General features: G+C 63.9%; 21 protein-coding genes. 11 read left to right on the top strand and 10 right to left on the bottom strand.

What is annotated here, in order from left to right; translation table 11 throughout:
* Positions 1 to 2: 2 nt before the first annotated feature.
* Both ACOGXH_RS12960 and ACOGXH_RS12955 read left to right on the top strand, forming a co-directional pair.
* Positions 3 to 1,202 carry a thiolase family protein gene (locus ACOGXH_RS12960; RefSeq protein WP_419929509.1) on the top strand — a complete coding sequence of 400 codons (1,200 nt, stop codon included), beginning with the start codon at positions 3 to 5 and terminating at the stop codon, positions 1,200 to 1,202.
* Positions 1,202 to 1,615 carry a Zn-ribbon domain-containing OB-fold protein gene (locus ACOGXH_RS12955; RefSeq protein WP_419929508.1) on the top strand — a complete coding sequence of 138 codons (414 nt, stop codon included), beginning with the start codon at positions 1,202 to 1,204 and terminating at the stop codon, positions 1,613 to 1,615. Before ACOGXH_RS12960 ends, ACOGXH_RS12955 begins: the two co-directional genes overlap by 1 nt.
* Here ACOGXH_RS12955 and ACOGXH_RS12950 read toward each other — a convergent pair.
* Positions 1,612 to 2,049, bottom strand: coding sequence for a nuclear transport factor 2 family protein (locus ACOGXH_RS12950; protein ID WP_419929507.1), 438 nt, complete (start codon positions 2,047 to 2,049; stop codon positions 1,612 to 1,614). The genes ACOGXH_RS12955 and ACOGXH_RS12950 overlap by 4 nt on opposite strands.
* 86 nt (positions 2,050 to 2,135) lie before the next feature.
* Between ACOGXH_RS12950 and ACOGXH_RS12945 the strand changes: the two genes are divergently transcribed.
* From ACOGXH_RS12945 to trhA, 5 genes are all read left to right on the top strand, one after another.
* Positions 2,136 to 2,999, top strand: a complete 864-nt coding sequence (locus ACOGXH_RS12945; protein WP_419929506.1) for a TauD/TfdA dioxygenase family protein — start codon at positions 2,136 to 2,138, stop codon at positions 2,997 to 2,999.
* An 87-nt stretch (positions 3,000 to 3,086) separates the two neighbouring features.
* Complete coding sequence (locus ACOGXH_RS12940) at positions 3,087 to 3,530, top strand: VOC family protein (protein ID WP_419929505.1); 444 nt, start codon at positions 3,087 to 3,089, stop codon at positions 3,528 to 3,530.
* Positions 3,531 to 3,534: 4 nt separating this feature from the next.
* Entirely contained in the window at positions 3,535 to 5,043 is a 1,509-nt protein-coding gene (locus ACOGXH_RS12935; protein WP_419929504.1) for an AMP-binding protein, read from the top strand.
* A 5-nt stretch (positions 5,044 to 5,048) separates the two neighbouring features.
* Positions 5,049 to 6,542, top strand: coding sequence for a sulfatase-like hydrolase/transferase (locus ACOGXH_RS12930; RefSeq protein ID WP_419929503.1), 1,494 nt, complete (start codon positions 5,049 to 5,051; stop codon positions 6,540 to 6,542).
* A 32-nt stretch (positions 6,543 to 6,574) separates the two neighbouring features.
* Positions 6,575 to 7,243 carry a PAQR family membrane homeostasis protein TrhA gene (gene trhA / locus ACOGXH_RS12925; RefSeq protein ID WP_419929502.1) on the top strand — a complete coding sequence of 223 codons (669 nt, stop codon included), beginning with the start codon at positions 6,575 to 6,577 and terminating at the stop codon, positions 7,241 to 7,243.
* A 13-nt stretch (positions 7,244 to 7,256) separates the two neighbouring features.
* Here the strand turns inward: trhA and ACOGXH_RS12920 are convergent, their stop codons facing one another.
* Together ACOGXH_RS12920 and ACOGXH_RS12915 are read right to left on the bottom strand one after the other, a co-directional pair.
* Entirely contained in the window at positions 7,257 to 8,540 is a 1,284-nt protein-coding gene (locus ACOGXH_RS12920) for an amidohydrolase family protein (RefSeq protein ID WP_419929501.1), read from the bottom strand.
* Positions 8,541 to 8,567: 27 nt separating this feature from the next.
* Entirely contained in the window at positions 8,568 to 9,647 is a 1,080-nt protein-coding gene (locus ACOGXH_RS12915) for a zinc-dependent alcohol dehydrogenase (protein WP_419929500.1), read from the bottom strand.
* Between the two features lie 23 nt (positions 9,648 to 9,670).
* Between ACOGXH_RS12915 and ACOGXH_RS12910 the strand changes: the two genes are divergently transcribed.
* A complete protein-coding gene (locus ACOGXH_RS12910) occupies positions 9,671 to 10,345 on the top strand; it encodes a nitroreductase family protein (RefSeq protein WP_419929499.1) in 675 nt (224 codons plus the stop codon).
* A gap of 10 nt (positions 10,346 to 10,355) precedes the next feature.
* Here the strand turns inward: ACOGXH_RS12910 and ACOGXH_RS12905 are convergent, their stop codons facing one another.
* From ACOGXH_RS12905 to ACOGXH_RS12895, 3 genes are read right to left on the bottom strand one after another with little or no spacing between them, the layout of a single operon-like run.
* A complete protein-coding gene (locus ACOGXH_RS12905; protein ID WP_419929498.1) occupies positions 10,356 to 11,546 on the bottom strand; it encodes a cytochrome P450 in 1,191 nt (396 codons plus the stop codon).
* 14 nt (positions 11,547 to 11,560) lie between these two features.
* Positions 11,561 to 12,334, bottom strand: coding sequence for an SDR family NAD(P)-dependent oxidoreductase (locus tag ACOGXH_RS12900; protein ID WP_419929497.1), 774 nt, complete (start codon positions 12,332 to 12,334; stop codon positions 11,561 to 11,563).
* A 49-nt stretch (positions 12,335 to 12,383) separates the two neighbouring features.
* Positions 12,384 to 13,877, bottom strand: coding sequence for a flavin-containing monooxygenase (locus ACOGXH_RS12895; RefSeq protein WP_419929496.1), 1,494 nt, complete (start codon positions 13,875 to 13,877; stop codon positions 12,384 to 12,386).
* 166 nt (positions 13,878 to 14,043) lie between these two features.
* Between ACOGXH_RS12895 and ACOGXH_RS12890 the strand changes: the two genes are divergently transcribed.
* On the top strand, positions 14,044 to 16,071 hold the full coding sequence (locus tag ACOGXH_RS12890; protein WP_419929495.1) for a cytochrome P450: 2,028 nt from the start codon (positions 14,044 to 14,046) through the stop codon (positions 16,069 to 16,071).
* Between the two features lie 33 nt (positions 16,072 to 16,104).
* Here the strand turns inward: ACOGXH_RS12890 and ACOGXH_RS12885 are convergent, their stop codons facing one another.
* Positions 16,105 to 17,493 carry an FAD-dependent oxidoreductase gene (locus tag ACOGXH_RS12885; RefSeq protein ID WP_419929494.1) on the bottom strand — a complete coding sequence of 463 codons (1,389 nt, stop codon included), beginning with the start codon at positions 17,491 to 17,493 and terminating at the stop codon, positions 16,105 to 16,107.
* 12 nt (positions 17,494 to 17,505) lie between these two features.
* The gene (locus ACOGXH_RS12880) at positions 17,506 to 18,537 is read right to left on the bottom strand and encodes a Rieske 2Fe-2S domain-containing protein (RefSeq protein WP_419929493.1); all 1,032 of its coding nucleotides are present in this window, start codon (positions 18,535 to 18,537) and stop codon (positions 17,506 to 17,508) included.
* Between the two features lie 53 nt (positions 18,538 to 18,590).
* Between ACOGXH_RS12880 and ACOGXH_RS12875 the strand changes: the two genes are divergently transcribed.
* Positions 18,591 to 19,376: a glucose 1-dehydrogenase gene (locus tag ACOGXH_RS12875; RefSeq protein WP_419929492.1), complete on the top strand. Its 786-nt coding sequence runs from the start codon at positions 18,591 to 18,593 to the stop codon at positions 19,374 to 19,376.
* 6 nt (positions 19,377 to 19,382) lie between these two features.
* Here ACOGXH_RS12875 and ACOGXH_RS12870 read toward each other — a convergent pair whose 3' ends face one another.
* Complete coding sequence (locus ACOGXH_RS12870) at positions 19,383 to 19,679, bottom strand: Dabb family protein (RefSeq protein WP_419929491.1); 297 nt, start codon at positions 19,677 to 19,679, stop codon at positions 19,383 to 19,385.
* A 15-nt stretch (positions 19,680 to 19,694) separates the two neighbouring features.
* Entirely contained in the window at positions 19,695 to 20,438 is a 744-nt protein-coding gene (locus ACOGXH_RS12865) for an SDR family oxidoreductase (protein WP_419929490.1), read from the bottom strand.
* A 90-nt stretch (positions 20,439 to 20,528) separates the two neighbouring features.
* Between ACOGXH_RS12865 and ACOGXH_RS12860 the strand changes: the two genes are divergently transcribed.
* Complete coding sequence (locus tag ACOGXH_RS12860; protein WP_419929489.1) at positions 20,529 to 21,362, top strand: SDR family NAD(P)-dependent oxidoreductase; 834 nt, start codon at positions 20,529 to 20,531, stop codon at positions 21,360 to 21,362.
* Position 21,363 lies beyond the last annotated feature (1 nt).

The raw sequence follows: 21,363 nt of genomic DNA, 5'->3' as shown, positions 1-21,363 counted from the left end.
GCATGGGAAAGAGAGCGGCGGCGATTGTGGGGCTCACCGAGTGGGCGCCAAAGAGGGTGTGGGACGAGCCCATGTTCACCATGGAGGCGTGTGCTCGGCTGGCGGCCGAAGTGCTGGCCGACGCCGAGGTGGACAAGGGCGAGGTGGATGGATTGGTGATCAACGGTGTGCGGGAGTCGCCGCTGTTCGCTCCGTCGGCGCTGGCCGAGTTCCTGGGCATTCGCAGCAACTTCAACGAGGTGGTCGACCTTGGCGGAGCCACTCCGGCGGGCATGGTGTGGCGGGCGGCCGCTGCAATCGAAGTGGGGATTTGCGAGACGGTGCTGGTGTTCGCCCCGTCGGTGCCGGCACCGCCCCAGCCGGGTTCCAACGGCGGCCCGATGAAGATGAAGATGGGGGCCTACATGGGCGGCGAGGTTTGGGGCTCCCCCCAGGGGCAGTTCGAGATTCCCGCTGGTCTGGTGGCCGCCACTCCCAGTTTCGCCATGGCCGCCCAGCGCTACATGGCCGCTTACGGGGTGAGCGAGGAGACACTGGCCAAGGTGGCGGTGGACTCCCGCTACAACGCCCAGGCCAATCCCTTGGCGGTGTTCTACGGCAAGCCCATCACCATCGACGACGTAATGAACTCGCGTTATGTGGCCGACCCGCTGAAGCTGCTGGAGATCGTCATGCCGTGCTACGGCGGCTCCGCGGTTCTGGTTACCTCCGCTGAGCGCGCCGCCCGGTCCCCGCACCGCCCGGTGTACGTGAGCGGCTACGGCGAGCACCTCACCCACAAGAGCATCACCTACGCCCCCGATGTCATTGACACCCCCATTCGGCTGGCCGCCGACCGGGCGTTCGAAATGGCCGGGGTGTCGCGCGACGCGGTGGACATGGCCTCCATGTACGACTGCTACACCATCACCGTGCTGTTGACCATCGAGGATGCCGGGTTCTGCCCCAAGGGCCAGGGCGGGCAATTCATCGACGAGCACAGCCTGCGCTACGACGGCGACTGGCCCCTCAACACCCACGGCGGGCAGCTGGGCATGGGCCAAGCCGGTTTGGGCGGCGGGATGAGCCACATCACCGAGGCGGTGCGTCAAGTGCAGGGCCGGGCCGACGAGCGCCAGGTGCCCGACTGCAACATCGCCTACGCCAACGGCACCGGGGGAATGCTGGCCGAGCAGGTGGCCCTCATTTTGGAGGGGGCCTGATGGTCCACTTCTCAACCGACGGGCGGCCCCTGCCCACCCCCACCCCGATCACTGCGCCCTATTTCGACGGCCTGCGGGAGCGGCGCCTGGTGCTCCAGCGCTGCCCCCGTCACGGGTTCTTCTTCTACCCCCGGGGCCGTTGCCCCCACTGCCTGGGCGACGACTGGGAATGGGGGGAGTTGAGCGGACGAGGCACGGTGTACTCCTTCACCGTGGACCGAGCCGGCCACGATCCCGCCCTGGCCAGCCGCATCCCCTTCGCCATCGCCCTGGTGGACCTGGATGAAGGCCCTCGGCTGGTGGGCAACATGGTGGACTGCGACGTTGACGATGTCACCGTGGGCATGGCCGTGGAGGCCGCCTACGAAGACGTCGACGACACCTCCCTGCTGGGCTTTCGTCCCGCTGGCTAGACCGCCTCGGCCAGGCGGGTCTCGGTCCAGTCGATTTGCAGTTCCCGGACCGCAATGCGCCAGCCCTCGTCGAGGCGGACGAATTGGTCGTGATAGCGGATGAACATGATGAAGTCGGTAGCGGGGGTTCCGTCGTCGGGAACCGTCAGGTGGTGGGCGATGCAGTAGGTCTCGCCGGTGGCGGCGTCGCCGGCGATCTCAGTCTGCTGCTGGCCCAGAAAATGGAATGTGGCGTTGTAGCTCATCCGGGAGATCGCCCGGGCAATCTCATCTCGTCCCGTCCGCTCGCTGAGTATCGTTCCTCCGCTGGGCAGGTCGACGCGGCGCAGCACCCCATCGGGGGCGAAGCAGGCTGCCACGCCTTCGGGATTGCCCCGGTCCACGCAGCGGGCGTAGTCAGCGGCAAGGTCGGCCAATGCATCTCGATCAGACATGGCCCCACCTTGTCATGCCGCAACCCCGAGGGAAACTCGCTGTGCCCCCATTATTGTGACCGGTTTGAGGGAAGTAGGCTTCGGCCATGGCTGTAATCGAAGCTGTTGATCTGGATGTGCGCCGGGTAGCGGGTGCGCTGGGCGCCGAGGTTCGGGGTCTGTCGCTGGCCTCGGTGTCCGATGAGGAGTTCACCCTCATCCAAGAGCTGTTGGACGAGCACTTGGTGCTGTTCTTCCCCGACCAGCACCTCACCCCCGACGAGCACCGGGCGTTCGCCGTTCGCTTTGGCGAGCCGGAGATCCACCCCTACATCCCCAAGCTGGATGAAGACCATCCCGAGATCGTGGTGCTCAAGGGCGAGTCGGGCTATGTGGCCGACGTGTGGCACACCGACTGCACCTTCGAGCAGTCCCCGCCCATCTGCTCGGTGCTCAATGCCATGGTGATGCCCCCCGCCGGCGGCGACACCATGTGGTCCAACATGTACAAGGCCTATGAGACCCTGGCCGAGCCCATGAAGCAGATGATCAACGGGCTCACCGCCATCCACTCCGCGGCCAACTACGGGCAGCCCGACCACAAGGCCGAGCACCCGATTGTGCGCCGCCACCCCCGCACCGGCCGCCCGTCCCTGTACGTGAACAAGCAGTTCACCCGGCGCATCCCCCAGCTCAGCCGGGACGAGTCCGAGTCACTGCTAGACCTGCTCACTGCCCACGCCTGCAAGACCGACTTCACCTGCCGCTACAGCTGGAGTGAGGGCACCATCGGCATTTGGGACAACCGGGCCACCCAGCACTTCGCAGTGAACGACTTTGACGGCAACCGGGCCATCAGCCGGGTCACCATCCTGGGCGACAACCCCGAGCCGGCTTTCGACACCACTCAGTGGAGCCCTTACAAGTACGAGCGGGTCTCCGCTGCTGCTTACGGCCTCGACCGCGACTAGAGCACCTCGTTTGTTCCCTTAGTCGGGCGGCTCGCCAGCAACCTACGCTGCATGACCGATGGGGGGCGGCAAAGGGGGTGAGCCTCGATGAGTGAGAAGGTCAACCACGTCGGGCTGGCAGTGGCCGACCTGGATGCCGAAGTTGATTTCTGGACCGGGGCGCTGGACTTCGAGCGAGTCGGGGCGCTCGACGCCGACGACGCGTCGACCGGCCAGCTATTGCAACTGGAGCGGCCCGGTCTGCGAGCGGTGTATCTGCGCAAGGGCGAGTTCGTGCTCGAACTTCTGCAATTCCGCGGCGCCGGGCTGGTCGAGCGGCCAGCCCGGGTGGTGAACGAGCTCGGACTCACCCACCTATCCCTGAATGTCCCCAATATGGATGCGGCTCTCGAGCGAGTGAGAGCCCATGGCGGCGAAGTGCTGGACGACACCCGCTTGTGGGACGTAGCGGTAATGATCCGTACCCCGGCCGGCCAGCTGGTGGAACTGCTGGTGGGCTTCGAAACTCCAACCACCGACCTGGGAGAATGACCCGGTGATAGGAAACCCGAGAACCTATTGGGAGGCCATAGAAGCGCGGGCCGCCGCCACCCCCGACAATCCCCTGACAATTGAACCCGACGGCACGGTGATGACTTTCGCCGGATTTCGGGACGCCGCCGAAAGGGCTGCCGCCGGTTTGGCCGCCATAGGAGTGGCGGCAGACACTCGGGTGTCGTGGCAACTCCCCAACGGCCGAGCCTCGCTCGTCCTGTCGGCGGCGTTGGCCCGATTGGGGGCAGTCCAGAACCCGATCATCCCCATCTACCGGGAGCGGGAGGTGGGCTTCGTGGTTCGCCAAACCGGGGCCCGGCTGCTGGTGGTGCCCTCGGTGTGGCGGGGATTCGACTATCCAGCCATGGCCGAGGCCGTGGTGGCCGCCACCGATGACTGTGACGTGCTGGTGTGCGACGGCGACCTCCCCGAGGGTGACCCCAGCACCTTGGCCCCGTTCGAGGCACCCCTGGACGACGACGGCTGGCTCCCGGTGCGATGGATTTACTACACCTCGGGCACCACGGCCGACCCCAAGGGGGCCATGCACGGCGACGACTCGGTCATCGCCGCGGCCCGTCATATCTGGGAGAACCTCGAACTGCGGGCCGACGATGTGTGGCCCTTGGCCTTCCCGTTCACCCACATCGGCGGCATCAGCCTGCTCATTGCCACTCTGGTGTGCGGCCCTCCCTTGCTGATGGTGGAGAGCTTCAACCCCGAAGCCGACACCCGTTTCTTCCGCGAGCACGGGCTGACCCTGGCTGGCTCGGGCACGCCGTTTTTCATCGCCTTTCTGGCCGAGCAGCGCAAGACCCCCGACCAGCCGATCTTCCCCAAGATGCGTGCCGCCATCGGGGGAGGCGCCCCCAAACCGGCCGGACTGCATATGGAGGTCAAGAACGAGATGGGCGGCGTGGGCATCATTTCCAGCTACGGGCTTACCGAGTGCCCCATCGTCACCTATTGCTTTCTTGGCGACCCCGACGACAAGCTGGCCACCACTGAGGGGCGGATCCTGGACGACACCGCTTGGAAGCTGATCGAAGGGGAGCTGCTCCTGAACGGCCCAACCTTGTGCCGGGGCTATCTGGACGATGCGCTGAACGAGTCCGGGTTCGACGACGAGGGGTTCTTCTTCACCGGCGATCTGGCCGAAGTCGACGATGAGGGCTTCGTGACCATCGTCGGGCGAAAGAAGGACGTGATCATCCGCAAGGGAGAGAACATCTCGGCCAAAGAAGTAGAGGATGTGCTGTTCTCTCATCCCAATGTCGCCGATGTTGCCGTCATCGGTCTGCCCGACTCGGTGTCGGGAGAGCGGTGCTGTGCGGTGGTGGCCCCCATGGCGGGGGAGGAGTTCGGTTTCTTGGAGATGGTCGAACACTGCAAGGAGATCGGGTTGATGAACCAGAAGATCCCCGAGCAACTGGAGATCGTCGACGAACTGCCCCGCAACCCGGTGGGCAAGGTTCTCAAGCAGCAGCTTCGGGAAACCTACGGAGGGTGAATGTTATGGCATCAGAGCAACCCAACATTTTGTTGATCGTTTCCGACGAGGAGCGGCGCAACCCGTGGCTGGACGGGGTGGTGGAGATGCCCGCCCACGACCGGCTGCGGCGCGACGGTTTGGACTTCAACCGCTACTACACCCACGCCTCGCCGTGCTCGCCGTCGCGGGCCAGCTTGTACACCGGCAGCTATTTGGCCGAGCACGGCGTGGTGGACAACGTGAGTTTTCCGGCCCACACCGCGCTCGACCCGGCGATTCCCACCGTGGGGCGGCTGATGCGCGACGTGGGCTACGAATCGGCCTACCTGGGCAAGTACCACCTCACCCACGAGCCCCAACCCGACATGGAGACCTTCGGTTACAGCGGCTGGATTGGCGACGACCGCCACTACATCGGCGGGCCGTGGACCGGTCGGCACTTCGACCCGGTGATCGCCGACCAGGCGGTGGACTGGCTGCGGACCCACGGCGCCGATCCTTCTGTCGGCCCTTGGTTCTTGACCGTGGCGCTGGTGAATCCCCACGACGTGATGTGGTACCCCCTCGATCAGCCGTCGTACCAGGAAGCCAACCCCGACCTGATGGGCGTGTTCAATTTCATGCACGAGCACATGCTGGGCGGCAAGGTCGACTTAGAACCCCTGGAGGAGATCTACCCCCGTCGGTTCACCCAACTGCCCGACAACTTCGGCGACGACCTCCACACCAAGCCCGAGGTCCAGCGGGCTTGGCGCCATGTCCGCAACCGGGAGCACATGGTTGGCCACATGGCCATGGACGACGTCGACTCCTGGCTGCGCCAACTGGACTACTACGCATGGCTCCACGAGCTGCTCGACCACAGCATCGCCGCGATCCTGGGGGCCCTCGACGACATCGGGGCCTATGACGACACCGTGGTGATCTACACCTCCGACCATGGCGACGCCTGCGGATCGCACGGGCTGCGGGCCAAGCTGCCGTGTGTGTACGAGGAGGTCATGGGGGTGCCGCTCATCGTCAAGGCCCCCGGGCTCACTCCGCAGGGAGCGTCCACCGATGCGCTGGCCACCCACGTGGACCTGGCCGCCACCGTCGCCGCACTCGGCGGAGTGGATGTCGACGGCTCGCCCACACTGTCGGGGAAGGACCTCACCCCGTCGCTGGCCGATCCGTCGACTTCGGTGCGGGACTATGTGCTGTTCAGCCAAGACAGCGCCCAGTCGGAGTTGATCCGCCACAGCCGCTACGCGGTGCGGGGCTTCTTCGACGGCGAGACCAAGTACGCCCGCTACTACGGGGTGGGCGGCGGCATCGACCGCACCGGCAACCCCGCCCCCGAGCCAAAGCTGTTCGACACCGACGCCGACTTCGACGACCACGACCACGAGTGGTACTCCCTGGCCGATGACCCCCACGAACTGGTCAACCTGGCCAACGACCGCTCTCGTCGCTCCGAGTTGCGGGACCTGTTCGGCCGTCTATTGGAGTACGAAGCCGCCGAGTTCAGCGGCTAGGCACTGTTTGCTTGCGGCCCCACCCGAGTAGGGTGGGCCGTCTGACGGTCGCTGGCCCCCTTGTTCTTCCCAAGCCGGTTTTCCGGGGCTGGTCCCACACCGTGGCTGCGGTGGCTGCGGTGACCTTGGCGCCCATCGTCATCGCTTTGGGGCCGGGCGGTGCCGACCGGGCTGTTGTGTCGGTCTACGCCATCGCAGTGGTGGGCGTTTTCGGGGTGAGCGCGGCCTACCACCGGTTCAACTGGTCTCCGCCAAAGCTGGCGATGTTCCGCCGCTTGGACCACTCGATGATCTTCGTGTTCATCGCCGCCTCTTATACCCCGGTGGGCTTTTTCGCGTTGGATACCGGTGCCGCCCAGCTGGTTCTGAGCGTGGTGTGGTCCGGCGCACTGCTCGGCGTTGTCGGACGGGTGGTGTGGCTCAACGCACCCCGGTGGGTGCTGATCGCCCCCTATCCAATAGTCGGCTGGGCCGCGCTGCTGGTCATCGGAGACGTCTGGCGGGGAATGGGAACCGCGGGGGGAACTCTGCTGTTCGTGGGCGGTGGCCTATACACGCTGGGCGTGATCATCTATGCCACCCACCGCCCCAATCCCTGGCCCCGCTGGTTCGGCTACCACGAGATCTTCCACCTGCTGGTGGTGGCCGCCGTGGCCGTCCACTACGTGGCTATCGCGTTTTTCGCCATTCCCTTGGCCTAGCTGAGCCGTTCGGCTACTCGCGCTTCCAGCCGCCAGTCTGAATCCGGCGCCAGAACTCGGCGTCGCGCTCATCGGCCGGGCGACCGACATGGGTCACCACGTCGACATCGGGAGACTCGGCCCGCAAGGCCGCGGCGGTGCACTTCTCCGGCGGCCGGTGGGCGAAGGGGTTGAACTGGTAGTGGCGCATGGCGTTCTGGTGGGTGATCTTGGCCACGATGTCCTCGGGCAGTTCGGCCATCAGCTTGGCCACGTACTCCGGAGACTGGGGCCAAGTGCCGTCGGAGTGGGGGTAGTCCGACTCCCAGCACAGGTTGTCCACGTTGAACTCGTCCAGCAGTTTGATCCCGATGCGGTCGTTGATGAAGCAGCACAGGATGTGGTTGCGGAACACGCCGGTGGGGCTGCCGTCTATGCCGAACTCGTGCTTGGTCCAGCCCGAGTGGCGGTCTTGCACGTGCTCGGATCGCCACATGAAGTAGGGGATCCAGCCGATGTCGCCCTCGGTGAGTGAGAACTTGAGGTCGGGGAAGAGGTCCCAGAACTCGGCCCAAACCAACTCCACCAGCGTGGAAATGGTGAGAGCAGACGAGAGGGTCATCGGCACGCTGGGAGGAGCGTCGGCCGAGGCGCCCATTGACCGTGACGACGATCCCAAGTGACAGCACAGCACGGTGTTCAGGTCGCTGCATGCGGCGAATAGCGGATCCCACGCCCCGGAGTGGATCGAGGGCATGCCCAGCATCGCGGGGTTCTCCGAGAAGGTCACCGCATGGCAGCCCTTGTCCGCGAGTCGCTTCACCTCGGCCACGGCCCGGTCGATGTCGAACAGGGGCAGGATGCCGCAGGGGATGAACCGATCTGGGTAGGCGCCGACCCATTCGTCGATATGCCAGTCGTTGTAGGCCTTGATCATGATGTCGTTGAGGTCGGGATCGGGTCCCTCGTTGAGCACCTGGCCGGAGAAACCGGTCCAGTTGGGGAAGTTCAGCCCGGCCAACTGCCCGCCGGCGTTCATGTCCCGTACCCGCTCGTGCACGTCGTAGCAGCCGGGGCGCATCTCGTCGTAGCGGCTGGCGTCGATGTTGTAGTGCTCCCGGGGCTTTCCGGCCACCGCATTTAGGCCCAGGTTCCGGCCCGGCAGCTTGCCGTAGTACCACTGTTCCCGCCCGTTCTCGTCGGTGACCACCTTGGGGGCGTGCTCCTTGTACTTCTTGGGCACGTGGGCTTCGAACATGTTGGCCGGTTCGGCGATGTGGTCGTCAACGCTGATCAAAATGAGGTCGTCGGGGTTCACAGCAATACTCCGGGTTTGGAAGAGTTTCTAGGGTTCAACGGTAATGGAGACGGCATTGTGAATGCCTGCTTGGACAAGGGTCTGCACCGCATCGGCGGCCTGTTCCATGGGAAAGTGGTGGGTGTGGAGGCGCTCCACCGGCAGTGATCCCGACTCGATGAGCCGCACCGCCTGTCGGTAGCTGTGGAAGTCCACCGTGCGCACCCCGATGACGGTCTGGTAGCGCATGGCCACATCGTCGGACGGGAAGCCGTCCACTCCCCGGCCCTTGAGCCCGGCCAACACGATTGTGCCGCCCAGTCGGGCCATTGACACGGCATCGACCACCGGCTGGGTGGCGTGGGGGGTGGTGTCCACCACGATGTCGGTTCCCCGGCCATTGGTTTCGGCCAGCACTCGTTCAACTGCGTTTTCCGACTCCACGTCGATGGTCACATCGGCTCCGAACTCGGCGGCCAAGGCCAGTTTGTGGGCGTCTTGTGATCCCAGGCCGGTCACGAAAATCGCCGACGCGCCCGCGGCTGCCGCCGCGATCACGCAGGCCAGCCCCCGCTGGCCGGGACCGAGCACGGTGACGGTGTCGCCATAGCGCAGGCCAGGGGCCGACACCGCCCAGGCGAACCCCGCGCCCAACGGGTTGTACAGCGCAGCAATGCGAGGCGGGATCGAATTGTCAATCTTGTGGGGGACCGAACCCGGTGCCAGATACATCATCTCTGCGTACCCGCCCCACAGCGAAGGGGTCCGGCCAGTAGGAGTGAAGCCGTGGTTGCCCGGGGCCACCCGGCACATCTGCCGGTCGAGACAGGCCAGACAGCGCCCGCACCCGTAGGCGGCCTCGGCCACCACCCGGTCGCCGGGCTTCAATCCCCAGCGTTCCGCGTACCGCTCGCCCACGTCTTCGACGATCCCCACCGGCTCGTGGCCGGGAATGACCGGGTAGTTCATGAGTGAACTGCCCGAGTATGTCTCAACGTCCGTGCCGCAGATCCCGCAGGCTTCGATCCGCAACAGGGCGTCGTCATCGCCCACCCGCGGCCGAGCGAACTCCTGCAACTCCAACTGCTCCGGCCCCACCTGCACCATGGCTCGGATCCCATCGCCCATAGCGACGATCCTACGATGCACTCATGACGGTTCTTGATCTGACCATTGATGAGGTGTTAACCACCACCAGGGCGGTGCGCAAGCGGCTCGACCTGGAGCGGCCGGTGGAGCGGGCCATGATCGAGGAGTGCCTGGACTTGGCGTTGCAGGCGCCGACCGGGTCGAACCAACAGCGGTGGCACTGGATCGTGCTCGACGATCCCGAAGTAATCGGGCAGGCCTCGGAGATCTATCGAGCCGCCATGGCCCAGTACTCGGCCGACATCGCCACGGGTCGGGAGCAATATGAGCGCCAGACTGTGCGAGCTGAACAGATGTCGGAGTCGGTGGCCTACCTACGCGACAACATGCACCGCCTTCCCGCCATGCTAATTCCGGTGCTGGTCGACCGGTTCGGAGTCCTGCGCAGCGACCGGGCCCAGACTTTCCACCACGCCAGCCAGTGGGGGTCGATCATCCCGGCAGTGTGGAGCTTCATGCTGGCCCTGCGCAGCCGGGGCATGGGCAGCGCCTGGACCACCATCCACCTACACCGCGAGCAGGAGATGGCCGACCTGCTGGGCATCCCCTACGACACCCACATCCAAGCCGGCCTCTTCCCGATTGCCTACACCCTCGGCACCGACTTCCGCCCAGCCCTCCGCCACCCTGCGACCGAGGTAACCGCATACAACCACTGGAACCCCGCCTGGAAGTAGGCGTCGAAAACTAGCGCCAGGTGATGTGGGCGGGGAGGTCGCTGTAGGCGAGGTTGGCGGGGAGAGGCGGGTACTCGAAGCCCGCCACGGGGGTTAGGGCGGACACCCTATCGAGTAAGGTCTCGATGGCGGTGACCCCTTCGAGGCGGGCCAGGCTGGCGCCGGGGCAGACGTGGGCACCGGCGCCGAATGCCACGTGGTTGAGGGGGTCGGGTCGGTCGAGCAGGAAGTCTTCAGGGTCGTCGTACTGCTCCTCGTCCCGATTGGCCGACGCCAAGCCCACCTCCACCCAGTCGCCCTGCTTCATGTCCACCCCGCCCAAGGCGGTGTCCTTCAGGCACCGCCGGGCCACTCGTGGGGCGGGCGAGTCGTGGCGCAGGGATTCTTCGACGAAAACCGGGATCAGCTCTCGGTCGGCTTCCAAGGCAGCCCAGGTGTCGGGCTCGACGATGAGCCGGTGCATGGAGTGGGCCAGCAGCCCTCGGGTGGTGTGAACCCCGCCCAGCACCATGGTCTGAAGCTGATGGGCGATCACCGTGTCGCTGAGAGGCTCGCCTTCGATTTCGGCGTCCAAGAAAACCTTGTAGGTGTGGGAGGTGGGCTCGTCGGCCAACCGTTCCTGGGCCACCAAGTCCTTCAGGTAGCCGGTGATGGGCGGGCCGTCGGGGGCGTACTGGGGGCACACCGCCCGGAACATCACCGAGCCGTCCGACGACCACACCTTCAGGTTGTCGGCCCCGCCTTCGGGCAGGCCGATGATGTGGGCGATCACCTCGCAGGGGATGGGCACGGCGTAGTCGGCGTGTAGGTCGGCAGGCCCCTCGCCAGACAGGGCGTCAAGCAGCCGCTCGCAGGTCTCCCGCACGAACGGTTGGATTCTCATGGTGCGGTGGGGCCCCAGCGCCGAGTTGTACAGCCGGCGGATCTGCCCGTGGACCGGCTCGTCGATCTCAGGAAGGAACAGCTGCTCTTGGGGCACTTCCTCCACGCCACCGAGCCCGGTGCCCGGCGTCATGTCGGAGCCGTAGGTGTCTACCGCATACAGCAGTTCGTCGGCCTCTTGGCGACGGGTCAGGTAGTAGCCCAGCGGGGTCTTGGCCACCGGCCCCTGCTGGCGCAGTTCGGCCAAATGGTCGAAGGGCAGGCCGGTTTCGAAGTACTCAGGATTGTGGGGGTCGAAGGCGGGGAGGGCGTCGGTCATGGCGATGTCCTTGCCTATTCCTCGAACGACTCCCGCCAGGGCCCGGCCAGGTGCCCGCCGTCGATCACGAACTGGGCACCGGTGATGTAGCTGGCCTCGTCGCTGGCTAGGAACAGAGCCAGCGAGGCGATTTCTTCGGGTTCGCCCATGCGTTTGATGGGTTGCATGTCCATGAGCCGGTTGAGACGGCCCAGCGTCTCAGGCGGTGCCTCTTGCACCATGGGGCTGTTGATCACCCCGGGGTGGATGGAGTTGACCCGCACCCCCAGCGGTCCCAGCTCGATGGCCGCCGAGCGGGTCATGCCGGTGACCGCGAACTTGCTGCCGGAGTAGCTGGTCATGCCCAGCACACCGACGATGCCGTCGATGGAGGAGATGTTCACAATGGCACTGTTGCCGGTGGCTACCAGAGCGGCCTTGGCCGCCCGCATCCCCAGGTACACGCCGTGGAGGTTGATGTCGATCATCTCGTGGTGGGTCTTCAAGTCGAGTCCCTCCAGGGTGCCGAACGCGCCGATACCGGCGTTGTTCACCAGGATGTCCAGCTTGCCGAACCGCTCCACAGTGGCAGCCACGGCCGTGTCCCAGTCGTCCTCCCGGGTCACGTCCAGCTGCTGGTAAAAGGTGTCGGGGCCAAGCTCGGAGGCCAGCTGTTCCCCGAGCACGTCCCGCAGGTCGGTGATGGCCACTTTGGCCCCTTCGGCCACGAACCGGCGGGCCTCCGCCTCACCTTGGCCCCGGGCGCTGCCGGTAATGAGCGCCACCTTTCCTTCCAACCTTCCGCTCATTGCCGTCGCCTCCTGCCTATCCGGGTGTTTCTTGCCTACGGGGTCGAATTCAGTCCGCAGGCAAAGAAGCCACCTCGTAGGCGTCCTCGTCGATGGCGGCGGTCTGGTCCTTGAAGGTGGTCATGTTGTGGGGCCACTGGGTGACGATTCGGCCGCTGGGGCTGCGGTAGTAGCCGTTGCAGCTGGCGTTCCAGGGCCTGATTTCGGAGATGCCCTCCTGCACCCACTCGTTGTAGTCGGCCATGGGCTCGGCCTTGACGTCCACCCAGGCCAGGCGCTGCTCGGCCAGGCGCTGGATGTGGGCCAAGGCGTAGTCCACCTGGTATTCGATCATGGTGATGATTGAGCCGTTGTTGGTGTTGGGGCCGTACAGCATGAACAAGTTGGGGAACCCGGCGGTGGTGATGCCCATGTAGGCGGTGGCTCCGTCGTCCCAGGCGTCGTTGATATGCAGCCCGCCCCGGCCGATCACCTCGATGGCCGACAGGTACTTCGTTGTGGAGAACCCGGTGGCCAGCACCATGGTGTCCATCACCCGCTCGGTGCCGTCGGCGGTGAGGACGCCCTTGGGAGTGATCCGCTCGATGGCGTCGGTCACCAGTTCCACATTCGAGCGGTTGTAGGTGGTGAAGTACTCGTTGTGGAACAGCGGCCGCTTGCAGCCCCACATGTGGGTGGGGGTGAGCTTGGCCCGCAGCTCAGGATCGGACACCGCCTCTAGGGATTGCCGTCCGATGGCTTCCATCTCGGCCTGCCGCTTGGGGTCTTTGAAGGCCATGCCGGTGTCCACCTGCTCGAAGAGCTCGTCGCGGCGGGCCACCACGATGCTGGGGTCGGCCTGACGGGCGGCCATCTCCTCGGGGGTGTAGGGGTCGTCCTCTTTGGGCAGCACCCAGTTGGCGGTGCGTTGGAAAACGTAGAGCTGGCCCACCTCAAGGGCGATCTCGGGCACGAGCTGCACGGCGCTGGCTGCTGAGCCGATAACGCCCACAGTCTCACCGGCCAGATCGTGGTCCCAGTCCCAGCGGGCAGAGTGGATGGTCTTGCCCTCGAACGAGTCCAAGCCTTCGATGTCGGGCAAGGGCACGTCGTTGAACATGCCCAGCGCGCTGATAACCACGTCGGCAGTCACCTCGGCGCCGGACTCGGTGGTTAGCGTCCAGGTGGCATCGTTGTCGTTCCACCGGGCCGAGGTCACCGCGTCGTTGAAACGACAGTGGGGGAGCACCCCATACTTCTCAGCGCAAAACTCCATGTAGCGCAAGATCTCGGGTTGGCGGGCGTACGGACGGGTCCACTCGGTGTTGACCTCGAAGGAGAACGAGTAGAGCTCCGACTGGATGTCGCAAGCGCAGCCGGGGTAGCGGTTGTGGTACCAGGTGCCGCCAACGCCGCTGCCTTTCTCCAGCACGGTGAAGTTCTCAAACCCCGACTGGCGGAGCCGGATGGCGGCGCACAAACCGCCGGGCCCGGCCCCGATGATGGCGATTCGCAGGTCACGCTCTCCGTTGCTGCCGGTTGCCTCTATTGACTGAGTGCTCATGTCCACCCCTTGCGTGTGTCCGGAAAACGCTACCCTTGTGCTCGCTGCGGTTAGAAAACGGAGAGAACATCGGGCGCGGCAAGTGCCTTGGGAAAAGGGCTGAGTTGTTGTTGTGGAAAGTGCCAATGGTTAGAGTCCCTAGCGTGGGAGAGGCAGAAAAACGCTTATGACGGTTACCGAAAATGACGCGACCGCCACCCAGCTGACGCTGCTCGATGAGCTTGTCCTGACGCTTCTGAACGAGGAGAGCGGCTACTTTCGCCAGGTTCCCGGCTGGAACCTGAACTGCGCCGTCGTGGGGGCGGCGCTCGCCGAGCTGTCGCTCATCTATCGCATCGACACCGACATGGAGTCCTTGATCCTTCTGGATCAGACCAGGACGGGCGACCCTTGTCTCGATCCGATTCTCTCCGAGATTGCCAAGGAGCCGGTTCAGCGCAACGCTCAGTATTGGATTGAGCGCCTCGCGCCGAAAGCGGATTCGATCATCGATACGACGCTGGAGCGCTTGGTTGACCTGAAGATCCTGCAACACCACGAAGGGGATTTCTGGTCTCTGGCTCAAGGGGCCTGGAAGTCGGGATTCCACACCAGCTCCGAAGTGGGCACTGCCGTTGAGTTCGTGAAGACCCGCATCAGCAGGGCGATATTCAACAACGAGATTCCCGGCCCTAGAGACGTCATCATCATCTGTCTCATCGACACCTGCGACGTCTTGCGCTACATCTTCGAACTTGACGAGGAGTCGGAAGCGCGCGTCGAGCAAGTCTGCAAGATGGACCTGATCGGTCGCGCCATCGCCGATGCGGTCAGCGAGAACATCGCCGTGTCATTGTTCCAGCGAACCGCCCTGACTAGGGCGATTCCCCGCCTCAAGCTGCGCAAGGTGATGCGCAGCAAGCAACTCCGCAAGGGCAACGTGCCCGCATTCATGGCGGAACTCCACAAGGAGTACGGCCCGGTATTCGACGTCAAGGTGCCATTCCAGGGTCGCATGATCTTTTTGGCCGGGCCCGAGACCAATCACTGGGTACACCGCCATGGCCGCATGCACCTGCGAGCCAGGGACTATCTGGAGGACTTCGAGAAGGTCTATGGCGGGGTAGGGCTGTTACCCGCTCTCGACGGTGCTGATCACTTCCGGTATCGGAAGTCCATTCAGCCGGGCTATGCCCGCGGGAGGCTGGAAGAACAGCTCGACATGGTATTCGACAAGGCCCGGGAGAACCTGGCGACTTGGAACGTTGGTGAAGCGGACATTGCGGTGACCATGTGCCGGAATCTGATCAACTCGGAACTGTCACCGCTGACCATCGGCATTGACTCGAATGACGTATCCGACGACATGCACAAGTTCAAGGAGCGGGCGCTCAAGACGCACCTGGCCAAGACCCTCCCCAAGTTCATGCTGCACACCCCCTCAATGAGGCGTCGGGCGAAGCTCATCGACGACGTGGTGGATCGGGTTTTGCGGGTCCACACCCCCGCCCAGCGGGCGGGATGTCCTCGGGATCTTGCCGATGAGCTGTTGAATATGCACGGCAGTGATCGGCAGTTCCTCCCCGAGTCGAACCTGCGATTCGTGCTCTCAGCACCGTTGATTGCCAGCATGTACGTGGGCGATCAGCTTTCCTTCATTGCCTACGCCATGCTGGCGCAGCCGGAGTACCTCGAGAAGATCCGTGAGGAGGCCGATGCCCTGTTCGCCAACGGCGATCCTGACCGCGAGACGCTCACCGGGCCGGCGATCGACGTCACTCGCCGCTTCATCATGGAGTGCCTGCGCATGTACCCCATCGTCCCGATGTCAGTGCGCAATGTGATGAACAAGTGCGTAGTTGAGGGCTACGAACTGCCGGAAGGGGCTCGAGTATTCATCGCCCAGACGGCAACGCACTACATGAGCGATCACTTCCCCGATCCCTTCACGTTCGACATCGACCGCTATCAGGCGCCGCGCAAAGAGCACATCGGCTCTACCTACGCCCCCTACGGGCTGGGCACGCACACCTGCCTGGGCATCCGCTGGACGGAACTTCAATTGGCCATCAACCTGCTGATGATGGTGCATTACTACGATCTGGAGATTGCCCCCAAGAAGTACAAGCTCAAGATCAGCCCATTTCCGTCGATGTCGCCCAACAAGAAGCTGAAGTTCCGGGTCGCCGGGAAGCGCCACGAACTGCCCGTCTGACCCAGCTCTACTAGGCAGAAGAGATTTTGGCGGTTAGCGCCTGGCCTTCTTGAACCGCCAGCCGTACATGATGCTCCCGTAATAGTTGAACGTCCGTCTGGCGGCGGGGTCGTTGAACGGGTAATCCGCCCCCATCTGCCGGGCCGCAGCCATGCCGGTGATGAAGCAGGTCTCCTGGCTGTTGATCAGCGTGTGGGCGCCGCAGTGCCACGCCCGCCGCTTGCCCTGGATTAAGCGGAACAGGTTGACGATCAGGGCCACGTGACGCACGTCGTGAACGACGTGTTGGAACCACCACTTCTTGACAATCTTGTCTTCATCGATCGGGCTGATCGCGTTATAGGTCACCAGACAGGGCTTGTCCGACCGGCTCACCCATGGTTGCTGGTTGTGCATGATGTAGGTGATCTCGTAGTTGTCGGGTCGGGCGCCGTACTGAGCGATGTGGTTGCTGCGAGTGGTCAGGGGCTTGGCCTCGTTGTCGGGAAGCACCGATGAGTCGTAGTGGACCACAGTGTGGTTGTGGAGTTCGCTCTCATAGCGAATCGACGAGAGCAGATAGCGCTCGAGGGCGGTGGGCTTGTCCAGCATCATCAGCGTCTGGTTGGCGTTGCACGCGAACACAACTTCGTCGAATTCTTCCCGGACGCCGTCTTCGTCAACCACCACAACCCCGGACTTCGATCGGTACACCTTTTGAACCGGCCGGTTCAGGTAGATCTTGTCCCGAAAGCCGGCTGACATGTGCTCGTAGATGCGTTGCGATCCCTGATCCCACGTCTGCATGGGCGTAGCCGACTCGATGTCGAAAAACTCCAGATACCGGGCGAACAGGGATGCCGGCATATCGAACACGTTTGTGGCCATGAGGAAGTTGACGAACATGGGCTTGAGGATCTTGTACCGGAAGTCGCCGGAGAACCCGCCCAGATTCAGCAGCGTGCCCATGCTGACGTAGTTGAAGGGATTGAGGAAGTTCACGAACTTCGACTGGGAGCGGCTCAGCCAGCCCACCCGTTGCATCCGCCGCAAGAGTCGTTGGAATTTGGCAATCTCCGCATGCAGTTGCTGCCTGATCTCAGAGTCGAAATCGTGGGCGTAGATCTGTCCGGCGTACTTCACGCTGTAGCTGAACTTCGTGTCGATTCGCTCGATTCCAAACTGCTCCATCAAAAGCAAAATGTGTTCATAGACGGAGGGGATCAAGGCGGTGACCGACATGTCAAAGGGAATTGACCCGCCATCGTCTTGGGGCATGTCAACGGTGATCGCGTTGCCACCGAGCAGTTCCTGTGCTTCGTACAGTCGGAAATCGAAGCGGTCCGGTTGGTGGTGCAGGGTCCACGCGGCCCCCAGCCCTGAGACGCCACCGCCCACTATGGCGATCTTGCGCGGCGGCTTATGCGTCTTGCCCTTTGCCATTGCCTGCTATCCCTAGCTGTCGCTGGTTGCCGAGTCGGGATAGAACTGGGCGCAGTAGGAGCGGAATTGCATGATCTCACCGTCGGCACGCGATAGGCGGGGGCGAGACCGGTATTGCTTGTTGCTCCAGATCGGAATGTCCTGGAGGACGTCTTGTTTTTCGAAAGCGGCCATGACCTTGTTGATGATGGGAGCCCGCAGCCTCACGGGAAGAAACCCCAGTCCGGCAATCTTGCGACCCGGTTTGCGAAGTTCTCCTGTCTGCGACACCACCGACAGATCAATCAGCTCACCGTCGACGGGGGTCGCCAGAATCCAGAGACGCGTGTCCAGGCCAATGGTGCGCTCGCGCACTTCCACGAAGGAGTACCCCAGCCCATAGATGAGAGTGTTGGCGGCGACGTCGAGCTTCAGCTTGGCGACTTTGGCAACTCTCCGGGTCCGGGCGAAGTTGAAGCGGCTCCGGAAATGGGCTCCGTCCACCGAAACCGGCTCGACGCGAGTCACGCTGTCGTAGCCATGGACATGCTGAAGGTGGGTCAGATCCACCGAATTCTCGGTTGTCTCCTGGGGATGGCCGGCAAAGCGAGAAGTCCAGATATGAAGGCTGCTCCAGCCGGCTTGGTCTGGCTCCTCGGCGGGCAGGTGCCATTGCGGCGGTCGTCCCCCGATTCCCCACCACGCGAAGATCAGGCCGGCTATTTCACGGCTCTCAAATGTTCGCAATCGCGCCGCCTTTGGAGGGGGTCCGAAGGGAGTGGCCACGCACTGGCCATCGGCTTGGTACTCGAATCCATGGAACGGACAGACGAGCCGGCCGTCGCGAACACATCCTCCTACTTCGGGCCCTAGATCGGCCCCCAGATGCGGGCAATAGGCCTCAGCGACGCAGACGCTCCCGCTGTCGTCGCACCAAACGATGATGTTCTCGCCCATCCAGCCCCTTTTGATGAGCTTGTCATTCATGAGGGACTGGCGGCTGGTGACGAAGTACCAGCCCTCGGGAAACGGGGAGGGCAGCGGGTCGTTCGCTGTTGCCGTCATATCGCTCAGAAAAGCTACCCTCAAGGCCCCTGTCGACTGAAAACGGAGAGAACATGGGACGTTTGGACAACAAGGTTGCGCTGGTGTCCGGCGGCGCTCGGGGTATGGGCCAGTCCCACTGCCGACTGTTCGCCGATGAGGGGGCCAAAGTGATGGTGTCCGACATCCTCGACAACGAGGGCGCCGGGGTAGCTGCCGACATAGGCCCAAGTGCTGTCTTCCAACATCTGGACGTAACCCGCGAAGAAGACTGGGCCGCTGCCATGGATGCGGTGATGGCGGCATTCGGGCGCCTCGACGTGCTGGTAAACAACGCTGGGATTGCCGAGGTGGCCCCGCTGGCAGACATGACTCTGGAGAGCTACCGCCGGGTCACCGAGGTCAACCAGACCGGCGTGTTTTTGGGGATGCGGGCCGCGGTGAAGCCTATGGCCGAGTCGGGAGGCGGATCGATCATCAACATCTCGTCCATCGACGGGCTGATCGGTATGAACAACCTCACTTCGTACATTGCCAGCAAATGGGCGGTGCGGGGCATGACCAAGACCGCGGCCATGGAATTGGCCCCACTGGGCATCCGGGTGAACTCCATCCATCCTGGATTCATCCTCACCCACATGGGATCCACCGAGGAGAGGAGTCCCGAGGAGGTGCACAAGAATCTGGAGGCCTACTCAGCCCGGATGGCCCCCATGGGCCGGGCTGGAGTTCCCGAGGACATCTCCCGCTTGGCCCTGTTTCTGGCCTCTGACGAGAGCTCGTATTCCACCGGATCGGAGTTCACATCCGACGGCGGGTTCACCGCCGGATACCCCTCTCCGGGAATAATGCCCGTCTAGGAGCGGCTAGGGGATCTCGAACTGGATGGCGGCTCGGTCGGAGATGGCTGGTCGGATGATGTCGAAGACGATTCGCTGGTGCTCGGGGTGGTCGCGGTAGGTCAAATAGGCCTCTTGGTCGGCGAAGTCCCCAACCACGGTGAAGTCGAAGTTGCCCTCGGCCAATCCGAGATCGGGCCCGAATTCGTAGGCCTCGGTAACGCCGGTGGCCTTGGGCATGGTGGCGATGGCGTCGTGTACGGCCTGGCGCTGGGCCTCGTCGGCGTCATCTCGGAATCTGAACATCACTACGTGTCGGATCATCGTTTCTCCTTTGAACTATTGAAGCCCGGCGCTCAGGCCGCCATCCACCGGCAGAGCAGCACCGGTTATGAACCGGGCGTGCTCGGAGCACAAGAAGGCGGCGATCCGGCCGAAGTCTCCGGGGTCGCCCACCGGACCGAGGGCGGCCATTGCCTCCAAGTTGCCAGCCTTGTCACCGTACAACTGCCGCATACGGTCGGTGGCGTGATACCCGGGCTGGAGCGAGTTGACGGTCACTCCGTCAGCCGCAACTTGGTTGGCCATGGTCTTGAGGTAGCCGGTGACCCCGGCTCGGGCGGTGTTCGACAAGATCAAATTGTCCAGCGGCTGGCGAACCGACACCGAAGTGATGGCCAGCACCCGGCCCCACCCCTGGGCCTGCATGGCCGGCACCGCCGCCTTGGTCATGGCTACCACCGACATAAGACTTAGGTCGAGCGCAGCCGGATAGAGGTCGATGTCGGTGCTCGCCCAGTTGCCTCCCGGAGGCCCGCCAGCGTTGGTGACCAGGATGTCAATGCCGCCTAGGGCCTCGGTGGCGGCTTCAACCAACGCCGCGGCGCCGGCTGAGTCGGACACATCCCCGACGATGGGGATGGCCCCGGGCACGCCTCCCGCTGCCTGGTTGAGTCGGTCGGGGTCTCGACCATTCATCACCACCTGGCACCCTGCTTCAGCCAGCGCCACCGCGGTGGCCAAGCCCAACCCAGCCGATGAGGCTGCTACCAGCGCTCGTCGTCCGCTGATTCCTAAATCCACGGGGCGAGGCTAGTAGCCCATCGGCGAAGGTGATGCGCCGTGCTCGGTCAGGCTGGCAGAACCGATCCTGGCAATGAGTAGTCTGCGGCCATGAATTGGGAACTCCCGGCTGATTTTTCCGATCGCTATGGCCCGTGGGCTTTGATCGCCGGAGGATCGGAGGGCACCGGTGAGGCTTTTGCCCGGCGCCTTGCTCGCGAAGGAATCAACTTGGTGCTGCTGGCTCGCCGTCAAGGGCCGCTCGACAGTCTGGCTACCGATATCCAAGCCGAGCACAACGTCGAAGTTCGAACCGCCTCGGTGGACCTCGGCGACGCCGATGCCGCCGCGATCGCGGCCGAGTTGACTGAAGACCTCGATGTTGGCCTCGTTATCTTCAATGCCGGAGCCACCATCCGGTTCAACTACTTCCCCGAATGGCCTGAAGAAGACCTCCTCGCGCTGGTGAACATGAACTGTCGCACTACCACGTTGCTGGCCCACCGGTTTTCTCCTCGGCTGATCGAGCGGGGTCGGGGTGGTTTTGTGATGGTCGGCTCGGTAGCCGGGTTCGCCGGCTCCACCCACCAGTCGGTCTACAACGCCTCGAAGGCGTACGACTGGATCTTTGCCGAGGGACTGTGGCGAGAGCTCGGCATCTACGGGGTGGATGCCATTGCCATGGTCATTGGGGCCACCGATACCCCTTCCCATCGGCGGATGGGTGCTGATTTGAGCGCTCACAACCCGATGGACGCCTCAGATGTGGCCGATGAAGCCCTGGCCAACCTCCACAACGGGCCGACCTATGTCGTCGGCGAGCACAACCGGGTGGCGGCCGATTTCATTCTTACCTCCCAAAACCGGGGGGCGATTGTGTCGTCGATGAGTGAGTCGTCGGCAGGTATCGCGGGAGACGAGATGCTCCCCATGGCCGGGGGCTAGG

The organism is Candidatus Poriferisocius sp. (assembly GCF_965208355.1).
Lineage (GTDB): Bacteria > Actinomycetota > Acidimicrobiia > Acidimicrobiales > Bin134 > Poriferisocius.
The sequence above is the reverse complement of the archived record's forward strand: the minus strand, read 5'-3'. Positions and strand labels throughout refer to the sequence as shown.